The sequence below is a fragment of the Daejeonella sp. genome (assembly GCF_030695525.1).
Taxonomy (GTDB): Bacteria; Bacteroidota; Bacteroidia; order Sphingobacteriales; family Sphingobacteriaceae; genus Daejeonella.
On the sequence record NZ_JAUYSS010000071.1, the window covers coordinates 49,356 to 65,199 of the forward strand.

At 38.6% G+C, this 15,844-nt stretch carries 9 protein-coding genes; 8 read left to right on the top strand and 1 reads right to left on the bottom strand.

Translation table 11 applies throughout. The features are described from left to right. Positions 1 to 5 precede the first annotated feature (5 nt). On the bottom strand, positions 6 to 3,131 hold the full coding sequence (locus Q8S11_RS16990) for a SusC/RagA family TonB-linked outer membrane protein (RefSeq protein ID WP_305663319.1): 3,126 nt from the start codon (positions 3,129 to 3,131) through the stop codon (positions 6 to 8). Positions 3,132 to 3,573: 442 nt separating this feature from the next. On the opposite strand from Q8S11_RS16990, the gene Q8S11_RS16995 reads away from it, so the two are divergent. The 8 genes from Q8S11_RS16995 (at position 3,574) to Q8S11_RS17030 (ending at position 15,835) form a co-directional block, all read left to right on the top strand. After that, a complete protein-coding gene (locus Q8S11_RS16995) occupies positions 3,574 to 4,419 on the top strand; it encodes an RteC domain-containing protein (protein WP_092908343.1) in 846 nt (281 codons plus the stop codon). 247 nt (positions 4,420 to 4,666) lie between these two features. Next, positions 4,667 to 5,020, top strand: coding sequence for a helix-turn-helix domain-containing protein (locus Q8S11_RS17000; RefSeq protein WP_092908342.1), 354 nt, complete (start codon positions 4,667 to 4,669; stop codon positions 5,018 to 5,020). 26 nt (positions 5,021 to 5,046) lie between these two features. Continuing rightward, positions 5,047 to 5,340: a helix-turn-helix domain-containing protein gene (locus Q8S11_RS17005; RefSeq protein WP_092908341.1), complete on the top strand. Its 294-nt coding sequence runs from the start codon at positions 5,047 to 5,049 to the stop codon at positions 5,338 to 5,340. Positions 5,341 to 5,439: 99 nt separating this feature from the next. Then, positions 5,440 to 6,897: a DUF3945 domain-containing protein gene (locus Q8S11_RS17010; protein WP_230154259.1), complete on the top strand. Its 1,458-nt coding sequence runs from the start codon at positions 5,440 to 5,442 to the stop codon at positions 6,895 to 6,897. A gap of 6 nt (positions 6,898 to 6,903) precedes the next feature. Beyond that, the gene (locus tag Q8S11_RS17015; protein ID WP_230154261.1) at positions 6,904 to 9,000 is read left to right on the top strand and encodes a type IA DNA topoisomerase; all 2,097 of its coding nucleotides are present in this window, start codon (positions 6,904 to 6,906) and stop codon (positions 8,998 to 9,000) included. Beyond that, positions 8,990 to 9,871: an ORF6N domain-containing protein gene (locus Q8S11_RS17020; protein WP_092908428.1), complete on the top strand. Its 882-nt coding sequence runs from the start codon at positions 8,990 to 8,992 to the stop codon at positions 9,869 to 9,871. The genes Q8S11_RS17015 and Q8S11_RS17020 overlap by 11 nt, the downstream gene beginning before the upstream one ends. Positions 9,872 to 10,017: 146 nt before the next feature. Then, the gene (locus tag Q8S11_RS17025; protein WP_230154263.1) at positions 10,018 to 10,452 is read left to right on the top strand and encodes a DUF1896 domain-containing protein; all 435 of its coding nucleotides are present in this window, start codon (positions 10,018 to 10,020) and stop codon (positions 10,450 to 10,452) included. Continuing rightward, complete coding sequence (locus tag Q8S11_RS17030) at positions 10,439 to 15,835, top strand: N-6 DNA methylase (protein ID WP_305663320.1); 5,397 nt, start codon at positions 10,439 to 10,441, stop codon at positions 15,833 to 15,835. Before Q8S11_RS17025 ends, Q8S11_RS17030 begins: the two co-directional genes overlap by 14 nt. The last annotated feature ends 9 nt before the right edge of the window (positions 15,836 to 15,844 follow it).

Consider the following 15,844-nt stretch of genomic DNA (forward strand, 5'->3'; position numbering starts at 1 on the left):
ATTCTTTAAAAGCCAACATTAAGTGAAAATAGGAAGGTTCTTGCAGCAGGGTAGGTCATTCCGGCAGAACCATCCACATTGCTTCCGCTATCCGCAGATATCGATTCAGGATCCAGACCGTAGTAATCTGTGCGCAAAAGCAGGTTGTTTCCTGTTACTGATACAGATGCATTACGTATCGCTTTTTTAGGCAACCATTTTGATGGTAATGAATACGAAAGACTTGCCGAACGTAAACGAATCCAGGAAGCATCCTGTACGAATGGTTCAGACAATGATCTGTGGTATAGTCTGTAATATCCTTCACCATAATTCACACCATCAGGACCCACAGCCTGACCTAACCAAACTTGTTTGGTATTGGGAGTGCCGTTGGCAAGATTTCCGGGGAAAGTGTAAAAGCTTCTGCGATTAGCAGTATAATCAGCAATACCAAACGCTGAATTAAAGTTTTCCAGTCTGTTGAATTTTTCAAAGCCCCAGCGCGCATCGATCAATGTTGACAAACTTACACGCTTATAAGTGAAGTTGTTTGATAATCCACCAATCCAATCAGGCTGAGAATTTCCTAATAATTTTCTTCGTGTTAATGATGAAATAGGGAAGCCATTAGCGCCAATCAATAAAGGTCTTGATTTATCTGTACGATTAGGATCTTCTACATCAGTACCATAATAACGAAGGTAATAAGAACCGTAAATATTCCCATAAGGCTCTCCAGGAATCAATTTGAACTGCACTGGTGAGTTGATGTAACCACCTGTAGCAGCACCATAAATAATCTCAGTTAAACCTTCCTTAAGGCTCATTACTTTATTTCTGTTTGCAGAAAAGTTAAGTGATGCATCCCATGTGAAATTCTTTGTTTGGATTGGTGTTCCCCCTAAAACAAGTTCGATACCTTTATTACGGATAGAACCCGCATTAATTGATGCAGTTACATAACCCGTAGTTGAGGATATCTGGGCCTGAGTGATCTGATCCTTACTTAAAGAGTAATAGTAGGTAAAGTCAAAACTCAGGCGATTTTTAAGAAATGCCATTTCAAGACCTGCTTCATAAGTATCAGTAAACTCAGGTCTTAAATTAATATCACCCAGATTTGATGACATGGTAAGCCCGGTGCTTCCTGTTGGTAATCCGGTATAATTTGAAAAGCCCGAAGAGGTAGAATAAGGGGCTGCGTCCTTACCAATTTTGGCATAGGATAAACGCAACTTACTCTGGCCAATAAATTGAGGCAATTTGACATTATCAGAAAATACATAACTCAAACTGGCTGAAGGATAAAAGAAGGATCTGTTATCTGCAGAAAGGGTTGAAGTGATGTCATTCCGACCTGTTAAGGTTAAGAAAAGGTAATTTTTATAATCAAAAGTTGCCTCTCCGAAAAAACCGTTAGAACGATATTCATTTAAACCTTGACTTACTGCCAGCGTTTTTGCATTCATCAATCTGAAGTCGTTGTAAATGCTTAAGACACTGCCCAGAACACCATGGTCTTTTGTACTTCTGTCATAAAGCTCATAGCCTAATCTCAGTGTTCCATTGATGTCTTTAGTGAGTTGTTTAGTAGCCGTTGCAAGGAAAGTGGAGTTGATTGCACGATATTGAGTAAGGTATTCGCCTACAAAACCATCAGCATTGTCATAAACAGCTTCCCCCGGAAGGCCTAATCTTCCCGGAGCAGTACGTTTTCGGGCATCAGTATAGGTATCAACGCCCATACGATAATTGAAATTCAACCAGGAGGTAGGTGCATAACCAACATTAGCTCCCGCAATGAAACGGTTTACATTGTCTCTAAGCCTGTTTGTTGCTGCACCGAAAATCGGGTTGTTGGTTCCTCTGAATTTTTGGGTTCCATTTTCATTTATATAGTCTCTTACATCCCAGCGACCTGAATAATAGGTTAAACTTTCACCAAAACGATCAGCATCAAAACGATAGCCTCCTGAATTGTTATAGCTCATATTCACTCCGGCAACTACCTTAGGACTAATTTTAATATCAGTATTTAATCTGGCCGACAGATTCTGATAATCTGTAAATGGGAGCATACCATCATGATTAAACTGTGAGACCGATGAAAAGAATTTTACAGCATCTGAACCGCCGGTCACCGATACTGTATTTCTAAGCTGGCTGCCGGTATCAAATGCATTTTTGTAATTCTCATAAAGAAAATCAGGATGGGTTGGGTCAATGGCTTTTGCTTCTGCAATGGTCGGTCCCCAGGCCGGACCAAGTCCGATTGGAGTGTAGACACCCAAAATACCAGCGGTATATTCCTTCTGAACGGCAGGAGTTTTATTAATATTTTCAAAACCATACGTACTTGTAAAATTGGTTCTGACTTCATTTCCTTTTCCCTTTTTAGTGGTAATTAAGACAACGCCGTTTGATCCTCTTAGACCATACATAGCCGTTGCGGCACCTCCCTTTAGAATATTGATTGTTTCAATATCATCCGGGTTAATATCAGATACTCTGTTTCCTACCGAACGTACATTTGCTCCTGCTCCGGCACCTTGTGTAGAAGTAGAGTTGTCAATCTGTACTCCATCAATAACATAAAGAGGGTCGTTTGATGCGGAAGCATCGATTGAGTTGATACCCCTGATACGGATATTCGCACCCTGACCCGGACCTCCACCTACGCTGCTGATGGTTGCACCTGCAACTTTACCCTGCAATGCGTTTAGAACGTTAGGTTGACGGTTAATATTCAATTCTTCAGAATTAACACCCTGGGCAGCATAGCCCAGCGATTTTTGCTGCCGGCTAATGCCAAATCCGGTGGTTACAATTACCTCCTGAAGTTGTTTGCTATCAGTATTCATTTCAATATTTATTGTGCTCTTTGTGCCAACGGATACCTCCTGCACTGAAAAGCCCATGAATGTGAATACTAGTGTAGATTCGTTCCCCGGAACCTGAATACGGTAGTTACCTTCAGGGCCTGTTGTGGTCCCAATACTGGTACCTTTTACCCTTACGCTTACTCCCGGTAGACTGGATCCGTCTTCGGCGATGGTAACTTTCCCGGTTATCTCCCTAACCTGTGCATTGACACTTATGGTTAGAAACAATAGAATGGGCAAAAATAATAGTGTAGAGATTTTTTTCATAATTAACTGGTTTAGTATAAAATGTGAAATTATAAATAATTCAGTAAATGAAACATTCTTGATACATTTTTTTTGTAAAGTAATTTTTTTTTAGCAAAAAGATTAATGTAGCAAAAAGTAGCTTAAATAGAGGGGTTTACACTGTTGGAAATCGTTGCAGGTAACGATTTAGTAATGGTGCTCATTGCATTCATTTTTACTCAATTTCCTTGTAAATCAGTAGCAAATATAATAAATCTATGTGATTTAAAACTCCTTTTCACGACCTAACTATTATAATTTTTAGGAATTTTGATGGTTTTTTTGTCTTCATCGTTAGAAAAAATTTCTCCCCAGTGGGGTGAAACTGTGGAATTATTATCATTAAATGTTTGAAATTTTGTGAATTAATTAGGCGTAAACCAAATTTAAAATTTGGCAAGCATCACAAAATTTATTAGCTATGAAATATTCTTTAGACAACATCCTTTTAGAGATACACAATAAAGAAGAGAAGATTTTATCACAAAGCAAAAGGTTGATTGATGAGGCTTACGAAATGACCCTGTATCTTCAAGATCTTTTAGGTTCAGTTAAGAAATACCTTGCTGAGGAAGGATTTAAAAACGATGAGGAAGAAATCCATTTCTTTCGTTCTATTAAACCCCAAATACTCGGTAAGCTGATCTATTATAATAAGATATATCGCATTGAAACCACTTGCCCTGTCAGTAACGGTAAAATGTATTACTGTTATTTTTCTGGACAGTTGGCAAATCTAAAGCGAGAATACACTGAACACCTCTGCAATTCGGATTTTTACAGATACTACCGCTCAGGACGGACAGACCGTGATGATACTTACTTCAAACGTGGAAACATTAACTACCACGATGGGCTTAACAGCATCGTATTTGAAATAGACCCGGAATTCTCGACTTTCTTCGATTATAAAACTGCAAGGATTATCTCCAATGAATTGCTCTACACCTATCTGCTAACAAAAATTAATCCCGATGAAAATCCCGATGTGATATTGCAAAAGCCGGAAAGTTCCAAAGATATATTTTGGACCGACAGCAAAAATGCTATAATCGAATTGATATATGCCCTTTATGCTTCGGGTGTAATTTCTCACGGAAAAATCGGTATCCGAAAAATTAGCCTGATGTTTCAAATGCTTTTCCGTATTCCTCTCGGCGACCTGCACCACGCTTTCCATAGAATGAAAACCCGAAGTGGTTCCAGAACTTCATTTTTAGACCAGCTTAAGTTTTCTCTTGAAGAATATATGGATAAAGACCTTTAGTTTAATTGAGCTATCATTTCAAAGCAGTACATCATCGTGTACTGTTTTTTTTTGCCCATATCAGCCAATTGGTAAAGATTTGCAAAACACTATTATTAAACTATCAAAATCCCCTAAAAACCTTTACTGATAAGGCTTTCCCTAATTATAAAAATTTTCAAAAAACCGCCAAACCAATTGGCAAGGCTTGGCAGACAAATTCTGCCACTCTTTTCAACTTTGCATAGTAAACTTTAAAAGTTATGCAATGAAAATAATAACCATTGAAGAAGAAGCGTGGGATCAGCTAAACAATCGTATCACTGCTATCGCTGACTATCTGAAAAGATTGGAAGTGACCAATTATGAAGACCTGTGGCTCAACAACCACGAGGTATGCCAATACCTACACATAAGCGAGAAAACCTTATGGCGTATGCGTACCAAAGGTGAGATTGCTTATTCAAAAATCTATGGACAATACTTCTACACTATTGGTGCTATCAAAGATATGCTCAATGCCAATGCTGTACAAAGCAGTGATGAGTATGTACAGGAACTTATAGCAAAAGGCAAAAGCTATATCGAAAAAGGCAGGAAACTAAAGACCGATAAAAAATAGGTACGAACCCTTAAAAGTATAATCCGATGAATATTGACAGAATGGAATTTTTGGCGTGGATGGAACGCCTGATGGACAGACTTGATATGCTTGGCAACAATATCGAGGACTTTCAAAAGAAACGAAATAATATTGATGGTGAGGAATTACTCGACAATCAGGATTTACTTCAAATGCTGAAAATCAGCAATCGTTCATTGCAACGTTACCGCTCCAACGGGAAACTACCTTATTATACGATAAGCGGAAAATTGTATTATAAGTTATCTGATGTTCATCAATTTATAAGAGAGAGTTTTAATCCTCCGACACCTAAATAGATGCCATTAAGCGACAAATACTGCCTTTGAATGCCACTTAGTGCAATGCAGTAAACGCTTCTTTTATTTTCGGCATTGAAATCTTAAAATTTTCAGATTATGAGCGAAGAAACTACAAATAAGCAAGAAGAGCCCGAACAATTATCGGACATATTGTTGGTGCTGGATAAAGAAAAAATGAAAATCCAAGCTGTAAAAAGCATCGACAAAAACGGGAAAATGGAAACCGTTGATCCCACAAAAAAGAACCAAAGCGAATTTATGCGGGTGGACAAACAGGGTGATTTGATTTCTAATTTCTTCTCAAATTTTTACAGACAGCTAAAAGATCCTACCAAATTTACATTCTTCAAAGTACCAGCCGATAAAGCTTTAGAGAAAGCAAAAGAATTTCAAAAACAGGTAGATCATCCTACTCCAAAAGGCGAAAAACAAATGAAAAAAGACGAAGTAAAAGTTGAGCCTGAACATAAACAAGAAAATCAAAATAATATGGAAACAACACAAAAAGCACCGGAAAATAACGAATACCGTTACAAGCCGGAACAAATTGATTGGGAAACAATGAACAACCTTGGATTAGGCAAAGAACGCCTTGAAAAAATGAACCTACTTGAACCTTTATTGAAAGGTTTTAAAACCAATGAATTGGTACCCGTAAGCCTAAATCTCGGCACTGCCGTTACCCGAATGGATGCCCGTCTTTCCTTGCAACACAATGACGAAGGTAAGGTAGTGGTCGCCATTCACGGTATCCGTAAAGAACCGAACTTAAACTTTGAGTTCTTTGGACACAAGTTTACTGATGAAGACAAGAAAAACTTACTGGATGCAGGAAATATGGGACGTGTGGTTGATTTGAAAAACCCCAAAACAGGCGAAACCATTCCGTCAATTATTAGTGTGGATAGGTTAACCAATGAATTGATTGCACTGAAAATAGAATACATAAAAATACCCGATGAAATAAAAGGCATAAAACTGAATGATGAGCAAAAACAAACTTTAATGGACGGCAAACCACTTCATTTAGAGGGAATGATTTCTAAGAAGGGAACTGAGTTTGAAGCTACGGTTCAATTCAATGCAGACAAACGCTATGTTGAATTTCTGTTCGATAGAGGCAATATTAATCAGCAAACGCAAAGCAACGGACAAAATAATCAGCAAAATAATTTGCAGGAAGTTCCGAGAACTTTTAGAGGTAAGGAATTGGATAATGAGCAATATGATAAGTTCAAAGCGGGTCAGACTATTTACATCAATGGCTTGACAGATAAGCAAGGTAAGCCGTATCAAGGTTATATCACGCTGAATAAGGAAACCAACAAAACCAATTTTTCTTTTCAAAATCCCGATAAACTCAAAGAACAAGCGAAACCTACCGAAGCTCATAAAACGCAAACTGCGGTTAATTCGGATGGTAAAACCAATGAAGCAACAAAGAATATCAAAGAGCCTTTGCAACCGAAACAACAAACGCCAAAAGATAAAAAACAGCAAGAGCAACAGGAAAAACCTCAAGCACCTGCTAAATCTAAAGGCAGAAAAATGTAGTAAATTATGAAAGCAATAATTGCAGAAAAACCAAGCGTAGCAAGAGAAATAGCCGGCTTGTTGGGTGCTTCCGAAAAAAAGGATGGCTATCTGACAGGCAACGGCTATTGTGTTACGTGGGCGTTTGGACACCTAATTGGATTAGGAATGCCCGAAGATTACGGAATATCAGGTTTTCAGAAAGCTTCGCTTCCGATACTTCCTAACCCATTTTTATTAACCGTTCGTAAAGTAAAAAAGGACAAAAGTTATGTAGCTGATACAGGTGCATTAAAGCAATTGAAAATAATTGAGCAAGTATTTAATCGGTGCGATAGTATTATTGTAGCTACTGATGCAGGTCGTGAAGGCGAACTCATCTTTCGGTACATTTACGAATACCTCAAATGCAACAAACCTTTTCAAAGATTATGGATAAGTTCATTAACTGAAAAAGCCATTAAACAAGGTTTTGATAACCTCAAAAACGGAAAAGAATTTGACGGATTGTATCAATCTGCACAAGGCAGAAGCCGTGCCGATTGGCTTGTAGGAATTAATGCTACGCAGGCATTGAGCATTGTTGCAGGAAATGGGATTTATTCGCTCGGAAGAGTGCAAACACCAACACTTGCCTTGATTTGCAAACGTTATCTCGACAACAAGAAATTCTCAATAAAGAAATATTATCAGATACAATTGTTGCATCACAAAGAAATGATTGGTTTTAAAAGTGTTTCCACAACCAAATGGGAAGATAAAAAGCTGGCAGACGATACATTGCGAACCATCGAAAGAAACAATAATATGGTAACGGTCACGTCCATAGAAATCAAAAGCGTAACGGAACAACCGCCTTTGCTTTTTGACTTGACAGGTTTGCAAAAAGAAGCCAATAAAAAGCTAAACCTTTCTGCCGAAGAAACGCTGAACATTGCCCAAAGCCTTTACGAAAAGAAATTCATCACTTATCCTCGTACCGGAAGCAAATATATTCCCGAAGATATGTGGGCTGAAATCCCCAATCTTGTAAGAGCATTACAGGACCGTGAAAACTGCAAACAAGCCTTGTCTAAAATAAAATGGGGACGTTTCAATAAACGCATCGTGAACGATTTGCGTGTAACCGACCATCACGCATTATTGATTACCGAAAAAATTCCATCGGCATTAAATGCAAAAGAAAATGCAGTTTACGATATGATTGCTTTTCGACTGTTGGAAGCGATTTCTCAAGCTTGTACGAAAGAGATTACCGACGTTGCTTTACGAGCTATACATTATGATTTTACTGCAAAAGGTTGTAAGATAACCGAACCAGGTTGGCGCTCGATAAAAGGAAGTTTCGCAGATGATGACACCGAACCTTTGCAGGATTTACCCGAACTGAAAAAGGGCGATGAACTTAAAATAAAAGAAGCCTCGGTTTTGGAAAAACAAACTAAACCGCCTGCATTATATACTGAAGCTGGGCTTTTATCAGCTATGGAAACTGCCGGAAAGGGGATAGAAAATGAAGAAGAACGTAAAGCTCTGCAAAATATAGGCATTGGCACACCTGCAACACGGGCATCAATAATTGAAACATTGTTTACCCGAAATTATATCCAACGGGAAAAGAAATCTTTAATCCCGACTGAAAAAGGATTGCAGGTTTATGAGTTAGTCAAAGACCAAAAAATTGCGGATGTGGCTATGACTGCCGAATGGGAACTTGCTTTGCAGAAAATTGAAAACAACGAAGCTGATGCCGAAGCATTTCAAAAGGAAATGGAAACGTATGCAAAATCTATTACGAATGAATTGTTGCAAACTACCATTGCCCACGAAAACCTGCCTCAACTTATTTGCCCAAAATGTAAAACCCAGCAACTGATTATTAGAGATAAGATTGTTAAATGCCCTGATGAAGTTTGTAACTGGGTACAGTTCCGCAATGTTTGTGGCCTACAAATCAGCATTGCTGATATTGAAAGCCTCGTCAATAAAGGCAAAACGGCTCTGCTTAAAGGGATGAAAAGCAAAGCTGGAAAAAAATTCGATGCTTATATAGTGTTGAATGAGGATTACAAAACCTCTTTTGAATTTGAAAAAAACAAAAGCTATAAACGTAATGGAAAATAAGCCTAGCATTAGCACAATGGAAATCAAAAACCTGATTTATTCCCTACGTGGAAAACAAGTAATGCGGGATAGCGACCTCGCTTCCTTATACCAAGTGGAAACAAAGAACCTTAACAAAGCCGTAAAAAGGAATATTGAAAGATTTCCTGCTTCTTTTTGCTTTCAACTGACCGAAGAGGAAGTTGAAAACTTGAGGTTCCAAATTGGAACCTCAAGTTTGAGCTACGGCGGAAGGCGTTATTTGCCTTATGTTTTTACTGAACAAGGTATTGCAATGGCTTCTGCCATACTCCGTTCGGATATTGCCGTTAAAGTCAGTGTAGAAATTATGGAAGCCTTTGTAGAAATGCGTAGGATGCTCATCAGCAATGCTTCGCTTTTTCATCGTTTGGATAAGATTGAACTAAAACAATTAGAAGCTGACCAAAAATTTGAAGATATTTTTAAGGCTTTGGAAAGCGACAAACTGCAAAGTGAAAGAGGTGTTTTCTATGATGGTCAAATTTTCGATGCTTATACTTTTGTATCGGATATTATCCGAAGTGCCAAAAGTTCTATTATCCTGCTTGATAATTATGTGGATGACACGATATTGATCTTATTGGGCAAACGGAATAATAATGTAACCGCAACAATCTATACCAAAAGCATCAGCAATCAGTTACGTCTGGATTTACAACGGTACAACAGCCAATATCCTCCCATTGAAATTGAGATTTTCTCCGATGCCCACGACCGCTTTTTAATTATTGACGATACGGAGCTTTACCATATTGGAGCATCACTAAAAGACCTGGGCAAAAAATGGTTTGCCTTTTCGAGAATGGATATTGAAGTCGGCAGGATGCTTCAAATCTTAAAAAAACCATAGAACGAACCTCTGAATATTCAGAGGTTTTTTTATTGTCCATTACGACAAATCCTACCTTCTAAAGCCAAACCCTACCACTTTTTTAATGGCTTTTACTTCCTTCTTTAATTTTAGACATCAAGCAAAATTCTAAACAAAATTAAAGTATGGATACACAAAAAGACCTTTCGTATTTCAGATTACGATTACAAGAATTATTAAACACCAGTTTCCCCGAAAAAGCAAACGACCAAAAATTCATAAACCAGCGTTCCTCTTGGGCTACCAATGCCTATGAAGGTGCTTTTCAATCGGGAAATGATATTGAAAAATGTAACGAAATAGCCAATTATATTCTTTTCGATGGTTTACATTTTTCCAAGTTCGATACCGTATTTCAGGTGGTTTGTAATGAGTTCGACACCATAATGGCAGATGAAGAATTGCGACCATTTGCTTTAAAAATGTTCCGTGTTTGTGAACCTATTTTCTCCAACTATGAACTAACTGATGACTTCGCTTATGGTTATGAGTATGACCAGCTCTACACCGAAATAACCGGAACCATCGCAATATGGATAGCGGAAAATGGGCTTCAGTAAAAAGCAACATCTCCAACAAAACATTGATGCCCTGCGAATTGCTTTTAAACTGGAAAAGGAGAAACAACAAGCCACCGTAGGCGAAAGACTGCTAATGATGCAATACAGCGGATTTGGCGGTCTTAAATTCGTATTGAACCCCATAGAAAATGAAATAGACATCAATAATTGGCGAAAAACTGAACATGATTTATTTCCACTTACACAGGAGCTCCACCAACTATTAAAAGAAAATTCCGAAGACGAAAAGCAATACCGCAGGTATGTGGACAGTATGAAAAGTTCGGTGCTGACGGCTTTTTATACACCGCCACAGGTTATAGATGCAATTTCTTCAACATTGAGTGATAGCGGTTTGAACATTCAAAAATTCCTTGAACCTTCCGCAGGTATCGGCTCTTTCATACAATCCTTTTCCGAAAACCAGCAACCCAATGTAACTGCTTATGAAAAGGATTTGCTTACAGGAAAGATTTTAAAACAGCTTTATCCACAAAGCAATATCCGTGTAAGTGGTTTTGAGGAAATACCCGAAAAGGAACAAAACACTTATGATGTAATTGCAAGTAATATCCCTTTTGGCGATACTTCCATATTTGATCTTTCGTATTCCCGAAGTAAGGACGAAGCAAAAATACAGGCATCCCGAAGCATCCACAATTATTTTTTTTTAAAAGGAACGGATATGCTACGTGATGGTGGCTTGTTGGCATTTGTTACCTCGCAGGGTATTCTAAATAGCCCAAAAAACGAACCGATACGCAGGGGGTTGATGCAGAATAGTAATCTGGTTTCGGTTGTTAGATTGCCAAATAATCTGTTTACTGAATATGCAGGTACAGACGTTGGAAGCGACCTGATTATCCTGCAAAAAAATACGGCAAAACAAAGTTTGACCGAAGTGGAAGAACTGTTTTGCCAAAGTAATACAACAGAATATAATACACCAAACAATGCTTTTTTTCAGGATAGCACAAGAATTGTTCATACAGATAGAAAATTAGACACCGACCCTTATGGAAAACCAGCCTTAATTTATACGCATAAAGAAGGCGTTACCGGCATTACCAAAGACCTTAAAAAAATGCTTTCAGAAGATTTTGAAAATCATCTGAATTTGAGTTTATACAAAGGCGAGCCGAACATACAAATTCCAATTACAACAACTGTTACAGCTCCCATTGTAGAGCCTATAACGATTAAACCAACACCTGTAACCATTCAGGAAAATCCAAATGAATTAAAACAATTAAGCATTTTCGACTTGTTTGAAAATGTGGACGAACCAGTAGCGGTTATTGCTCCACCAAAAAAAGGTACTCAAACTCAAAGGCAAACTTCCAAGAAGCGAAGAGCCAATATTGTTCGCCAAGCAGACTTGTTCAGTTCGGCGATACAACCACCTTATATCTCTCCAATTTCAAATGGAAATACCAATGGAAATACTTCAACTGTCAGCAAAAAAGAGGAAGTTATCGGCGACCTGTTTTCGGGCTTAAACGGAAATGGTCAGGCTCAAAAGCAAACCGTTGTCAGTACCATTCCCGAACCTGCTCTATACAGCAAAGGATTACAATCATTTCATCGAAGTGATTGTCTTGTTATAGATAATGGTTGGGTTGGTCATTTGCAAGATGTTGATAAAAATGGAGCAACGGCAATGTTCCATCCCTTGCAATTACCATCATTGCAGAAAGTAAGAGCCGAAGCCTACATTTCAGTAAGAGATAGCTATCTCGATTTGTATCAAAAGGAAGCCGAAAAGCAAAACGAACATATAGTAGAAAGGGAAACGCTGAATAATTTGTATGATGTTTTTGTAAAAAGATATGGCAATCTGAACAGTGCCGAAAATATCAAATTGATTAAAACAGACAGTGCAGGGAAAGAAATTCCTTATCTGGAACGTGTAGTTGGTGGTGTGGTGCATAAGGCGGATATATTCAGTCGTCCCGTTACTTTTTCTACTACCATTTTAGCAACAGACAATCCCGATGAGGCTTTAGCATCATCACTGAACAAATACGGCAAGGTGGATTTGTATTATATGTCCGAAATCAGCAGTATGCCTACCGATGCTTTGAAAGAAGCTCTACACGGGCGTATTTTCTATAATCCTTTACAAAAGGAATATGATATAGCCGAACGATGGATTGCTGGAAATATAGTAGAGAAATCTGAAGAGGTCAAAGCCTATCTTGAAAGTAGTCCCAATGATGCAGAAGCCAAAGTAAGTCTTACGGTTTTGGAAGAAGCCAAACCAAGACGCATTGAGTTTGAAGAACTGGATTTCAATCTCGGCGAACGCTGGATACCCACAGGGATTTATGCCCGTTTTGCTTCGCACTTGTTTGATACGGAAGTCAATATCCATTATTCCGAAAGTTCGGATGATTTTTCGGTAAAGTGCAACCAAAAGAATGTGCATATATGGGATAAATATGCCGTAAAATCAGAGAGTAGAAACTTTGATGGGATTGCTTTGCTCAAACACGCACTCGTAAATACCACACCAGACATTACCAAAAAAATCAAGGTTGGTGACCAAGAAGTCAAGGTCAGGGATATGGAAGCCGTACAGGTGGCGAATACCAAGATTGACGAAATCCGCACTGCCTTTTCTGATTGGCTTTACGCCCAAAGTGATGAATTTAAAAACAGGCTAACCGACCAATATAACGACACTTTTAATTGCTTCGTCCGACCGAACTATGACGGTAGCCATCAGGAGTTTCCGGGATTAGACTGTAAAGCATTGGGCATCGAAGACCTGTATTCAAGCCAAAAGGACACCGTTTGGATGATAAAGCTGAACAACGGTGCTATCTGTGACCACGAAGTTGGTGCTGGAAAAACATTGGTAATGTGTACGGCTTCACAAGAAATGAAGCGTTTGGGTTTGGCACACAAACCGATGATTATCGGGCTAAAAAGTAACGTTCACGAAATTGCAGAAGCTTACAGAACCGCCTATCCACACGCAAAAATTCTCTATCCTGGCAAAGAAGATTTTACGCCCAAAAAACGCTTGCGGATTTTCGGGGATATTAAAAACAACGATTGGGATTGTGTGATATTAACCCACGACCAGTTCGGTATGATACCGCAATCGCCCGAAATGCAAAAGGAAATTCTCGAAATTGAATTGGACAGTGTAGAGCGAAATCTCGATGCTCTAAAATCTGAAGGCAGTGAAGTTACACGAGGGATGCTTGCGGGTGCTATCAAACGGAAAGAAAATCTTGAGGTAAAACTGAAAACCCTGCAACACGATATTGATAACCGAAAGGACGATGTAGTAGACTTCAAAATGATGGGCATCGACCATTTGTTTGTGGACGAAAGCCATCAATTCAAAAATTTGATGTTCAACACACGCCACACAAGGGTTGCAGGATTGGGAAATGTAGATGGAAGCCAAAAAGCAATGAACCTGCTTTTTGCAATTCGAACCATTCAAGACAAAATACAAGCGGATATGGGGGCGACTTTCCTTTCTGGAACAACAATCAGTAATTCACTTACAGAATTGTACCTTTTGTTCAAATACATGAGACCAAGAGCGTTGGAAAAGCAAGGAATTAACTGTTTCGATGCGTGGTCTGCTATTTATGCAAGAAAAACTACGGATTATGAATTCTCGGTTGCCAACAATATTGTAGCAAAAGAACGTTTCCGATACTTTATTAAAGTGCCAGAATTGGCACAATTCTATTCTGAAATTACAGATTACAGAACGGCAAAAGATATTGGCATTGACCGCCCTGAAAAGAACGAAATACTGTATAACATTCCACCAACGCCCGACCAGACAGCATTTATCCAAAATCTGATGGATTTTGCAAAATCGGGTAATGCGACTTTGCTGGGAAGAGCACCTTTATCGCAACGAGAAGAAAAAGCAAAAATGCTTATCGCTACCGACTATGCCCGAAAAATGTCTTTAGATATGCGAATGGTTGGCGGTAGATATGATGACCATCCCGACAATAAAGCATCCCATTGTGCGACAAACATTGCGAAATATTACAACAAATTCAATGCACAGAAAGGTACACAGTTTGTCTTTTCCGACCTCGGCACCTACAAGCCTGGCGAGTGGAATGTATATTCTGAAATAAAACGCAAACTTGTGGAAAATCACGGTATTCCGGCACACGAAGTCCGTTTTATACAGGAAGCCAAAAACGATAACCAACGTAAAGGTCTTATCAAGGATATGAATGAGGGTAAAATTCGTGTGATTTTTGGTTCTACAAGTATGCTTGGAACTGGTGTAAATGCACAGAAAAAAGCAGTTGCCGTTCATCATTTAGATACGCCTTGGCGACCAAGCGACCTTACCCAAAGGGATGGAAGAGCAATACGAAAGGGTAATGAAATTGCCAAGTATTTCGCAAACAATAAAGTGGATGTAATTATTTATGCTACAGAAAAATCGTTGGATAGCTATAAGTTCAATCTTTTGTACAACAAACAACTTTTTATAGACCAACTTAAAACTAATAACCTTGGCAAACGTACTATTGATGAAGGAAGTATGGACGAAAAATCGGGAATGAACTTTTCGGAATATGTAGCTATCCTTTCGGGAAATACCGACCTTTTGGATAAAGCGAAAATTGAAAAACAAGTTGCAGGACTGGAAAGCGAAAAGCAAGCTTTCAACCGTTCCAAAGTCAGTTCTAAATATAAACTGGAAGATGTTACTTCTACGTTGGAAAGTGCCCAATCTCGTTTGGAACGGATGAGTCTCGATTGGAATAATCTGCAACAACGCATACAGAAAAATTCGGACGATACAATTGCAAACCCTGTTTTATTGGATGGTTTATCGCTCAATGCGGATATAAAACAGATTGGTGCAAAACTCAATCAGATTGCAGACAAATCCCGTACAGGAGGTCAGTATGAAGAAATAGGTGCTTTATATGGATTTACGTTGTTGGTTAAAACCGAAATATCCGAAAAAGAAGGCGTGGACATAAGAGTAAATCGCTTTTTGGTGCAGGGCGAAGGCAATATCAAATACACTTATAACAATGGAATCATTGCCAGCGATGCAAAATTGGCAACAATGAACTTTCTCAATGCATTGGAAAAAATCCCTGGCTATATCGAGCAAGAACAAAAGAAAGTTACGGAACTGAAAAAAGATGTACCTATACTTCAGGAAATAGTTAAAGGTACGTGGACAAAGGAAAATAGATTAAGCGAATTGAAAACAGAATTGGCTTCTATTGATAGAAAAATACAGTTATCTATTGCTCCAGAACCTAAAAATGAACCTGCGGAACAAATTGAAAAAAGGAAAGAAACTTCAATAGTTTCGGAGAGTATTGTACGGACAAAAGGCATTCATTTACAACGAGGTATATTGTAACTGCGTTGC

What these genes read in the sequence shown, in the direction of transcription:
- Q8S11_RS16990 (WP_305663319.1), bottom strand. Translation starts at nt 3,131, where the DNA reads ATGAAAAAAATCTCTACACTATTATTTTTGCCCATTCTATTGTTTCTA.
- Q8S11_RS16995 (WP_092908343.1), top strand. Translation starts at nt 3,574, where the DNA reads ATGAAATATTCTTTAGACAACATCCTTTTAGAGATACACAATAAAGAA.
- Q8S11_RS17000 (WP_092908342.1), top strand. Translation starts at nt 4,667, where the DNA reads ATGAAAATAATAACCATTGAAGAAGAAGCGTGGGATCAGCTAAACAAT.
- Q8S11_RS17005 (WP_092908341.1), top strand. Translation starts at nt 5,047, where the DNA reads ATGAATATTGACAGAATGGAATTTTTGGCGTGGATGGAACGCCTGATG.
- Q8S11_RS17010 (WP_230154259.1), top strand. Translation starts at nt 5,440, where the DNA reads ATGAGCGAAGAAACTACAAATAAGCAAGAAGAGCCCGAACAATTATCG.
- Q8S11_RS17015 (WP_230154261.1), top strand. Translation starts at nt 6,904, where the DNA reads ATGAAAGCAATAATTGCAGAAAAACCAAGCGTAGCAAGAGAAATAGCC.
- Q8S11_RS17020 (WP_092908428.1), top strand. Translation starts at nt 8,990, where the DNA reads ATGGAAAATAAGCCTAGCATTAGCACAATGGAAATCAAAAACCTGATT.
- Q8S11_RS17025 (WP_230154263.1), top strand. Translation starts at nt 10,018, where the DNA reads ATGGATACACAAAAAGACCTTTCGTATTTCAGATTACGATTACAAGAA.
- Q8S11_RS17030 (WP_305663320.1), top strand. Translation starts at nt 10,439, where the DNA reads ATGGGCTTCAGTAAAAAGCAACATCTCCAACAAAACATTGATGCCCTG.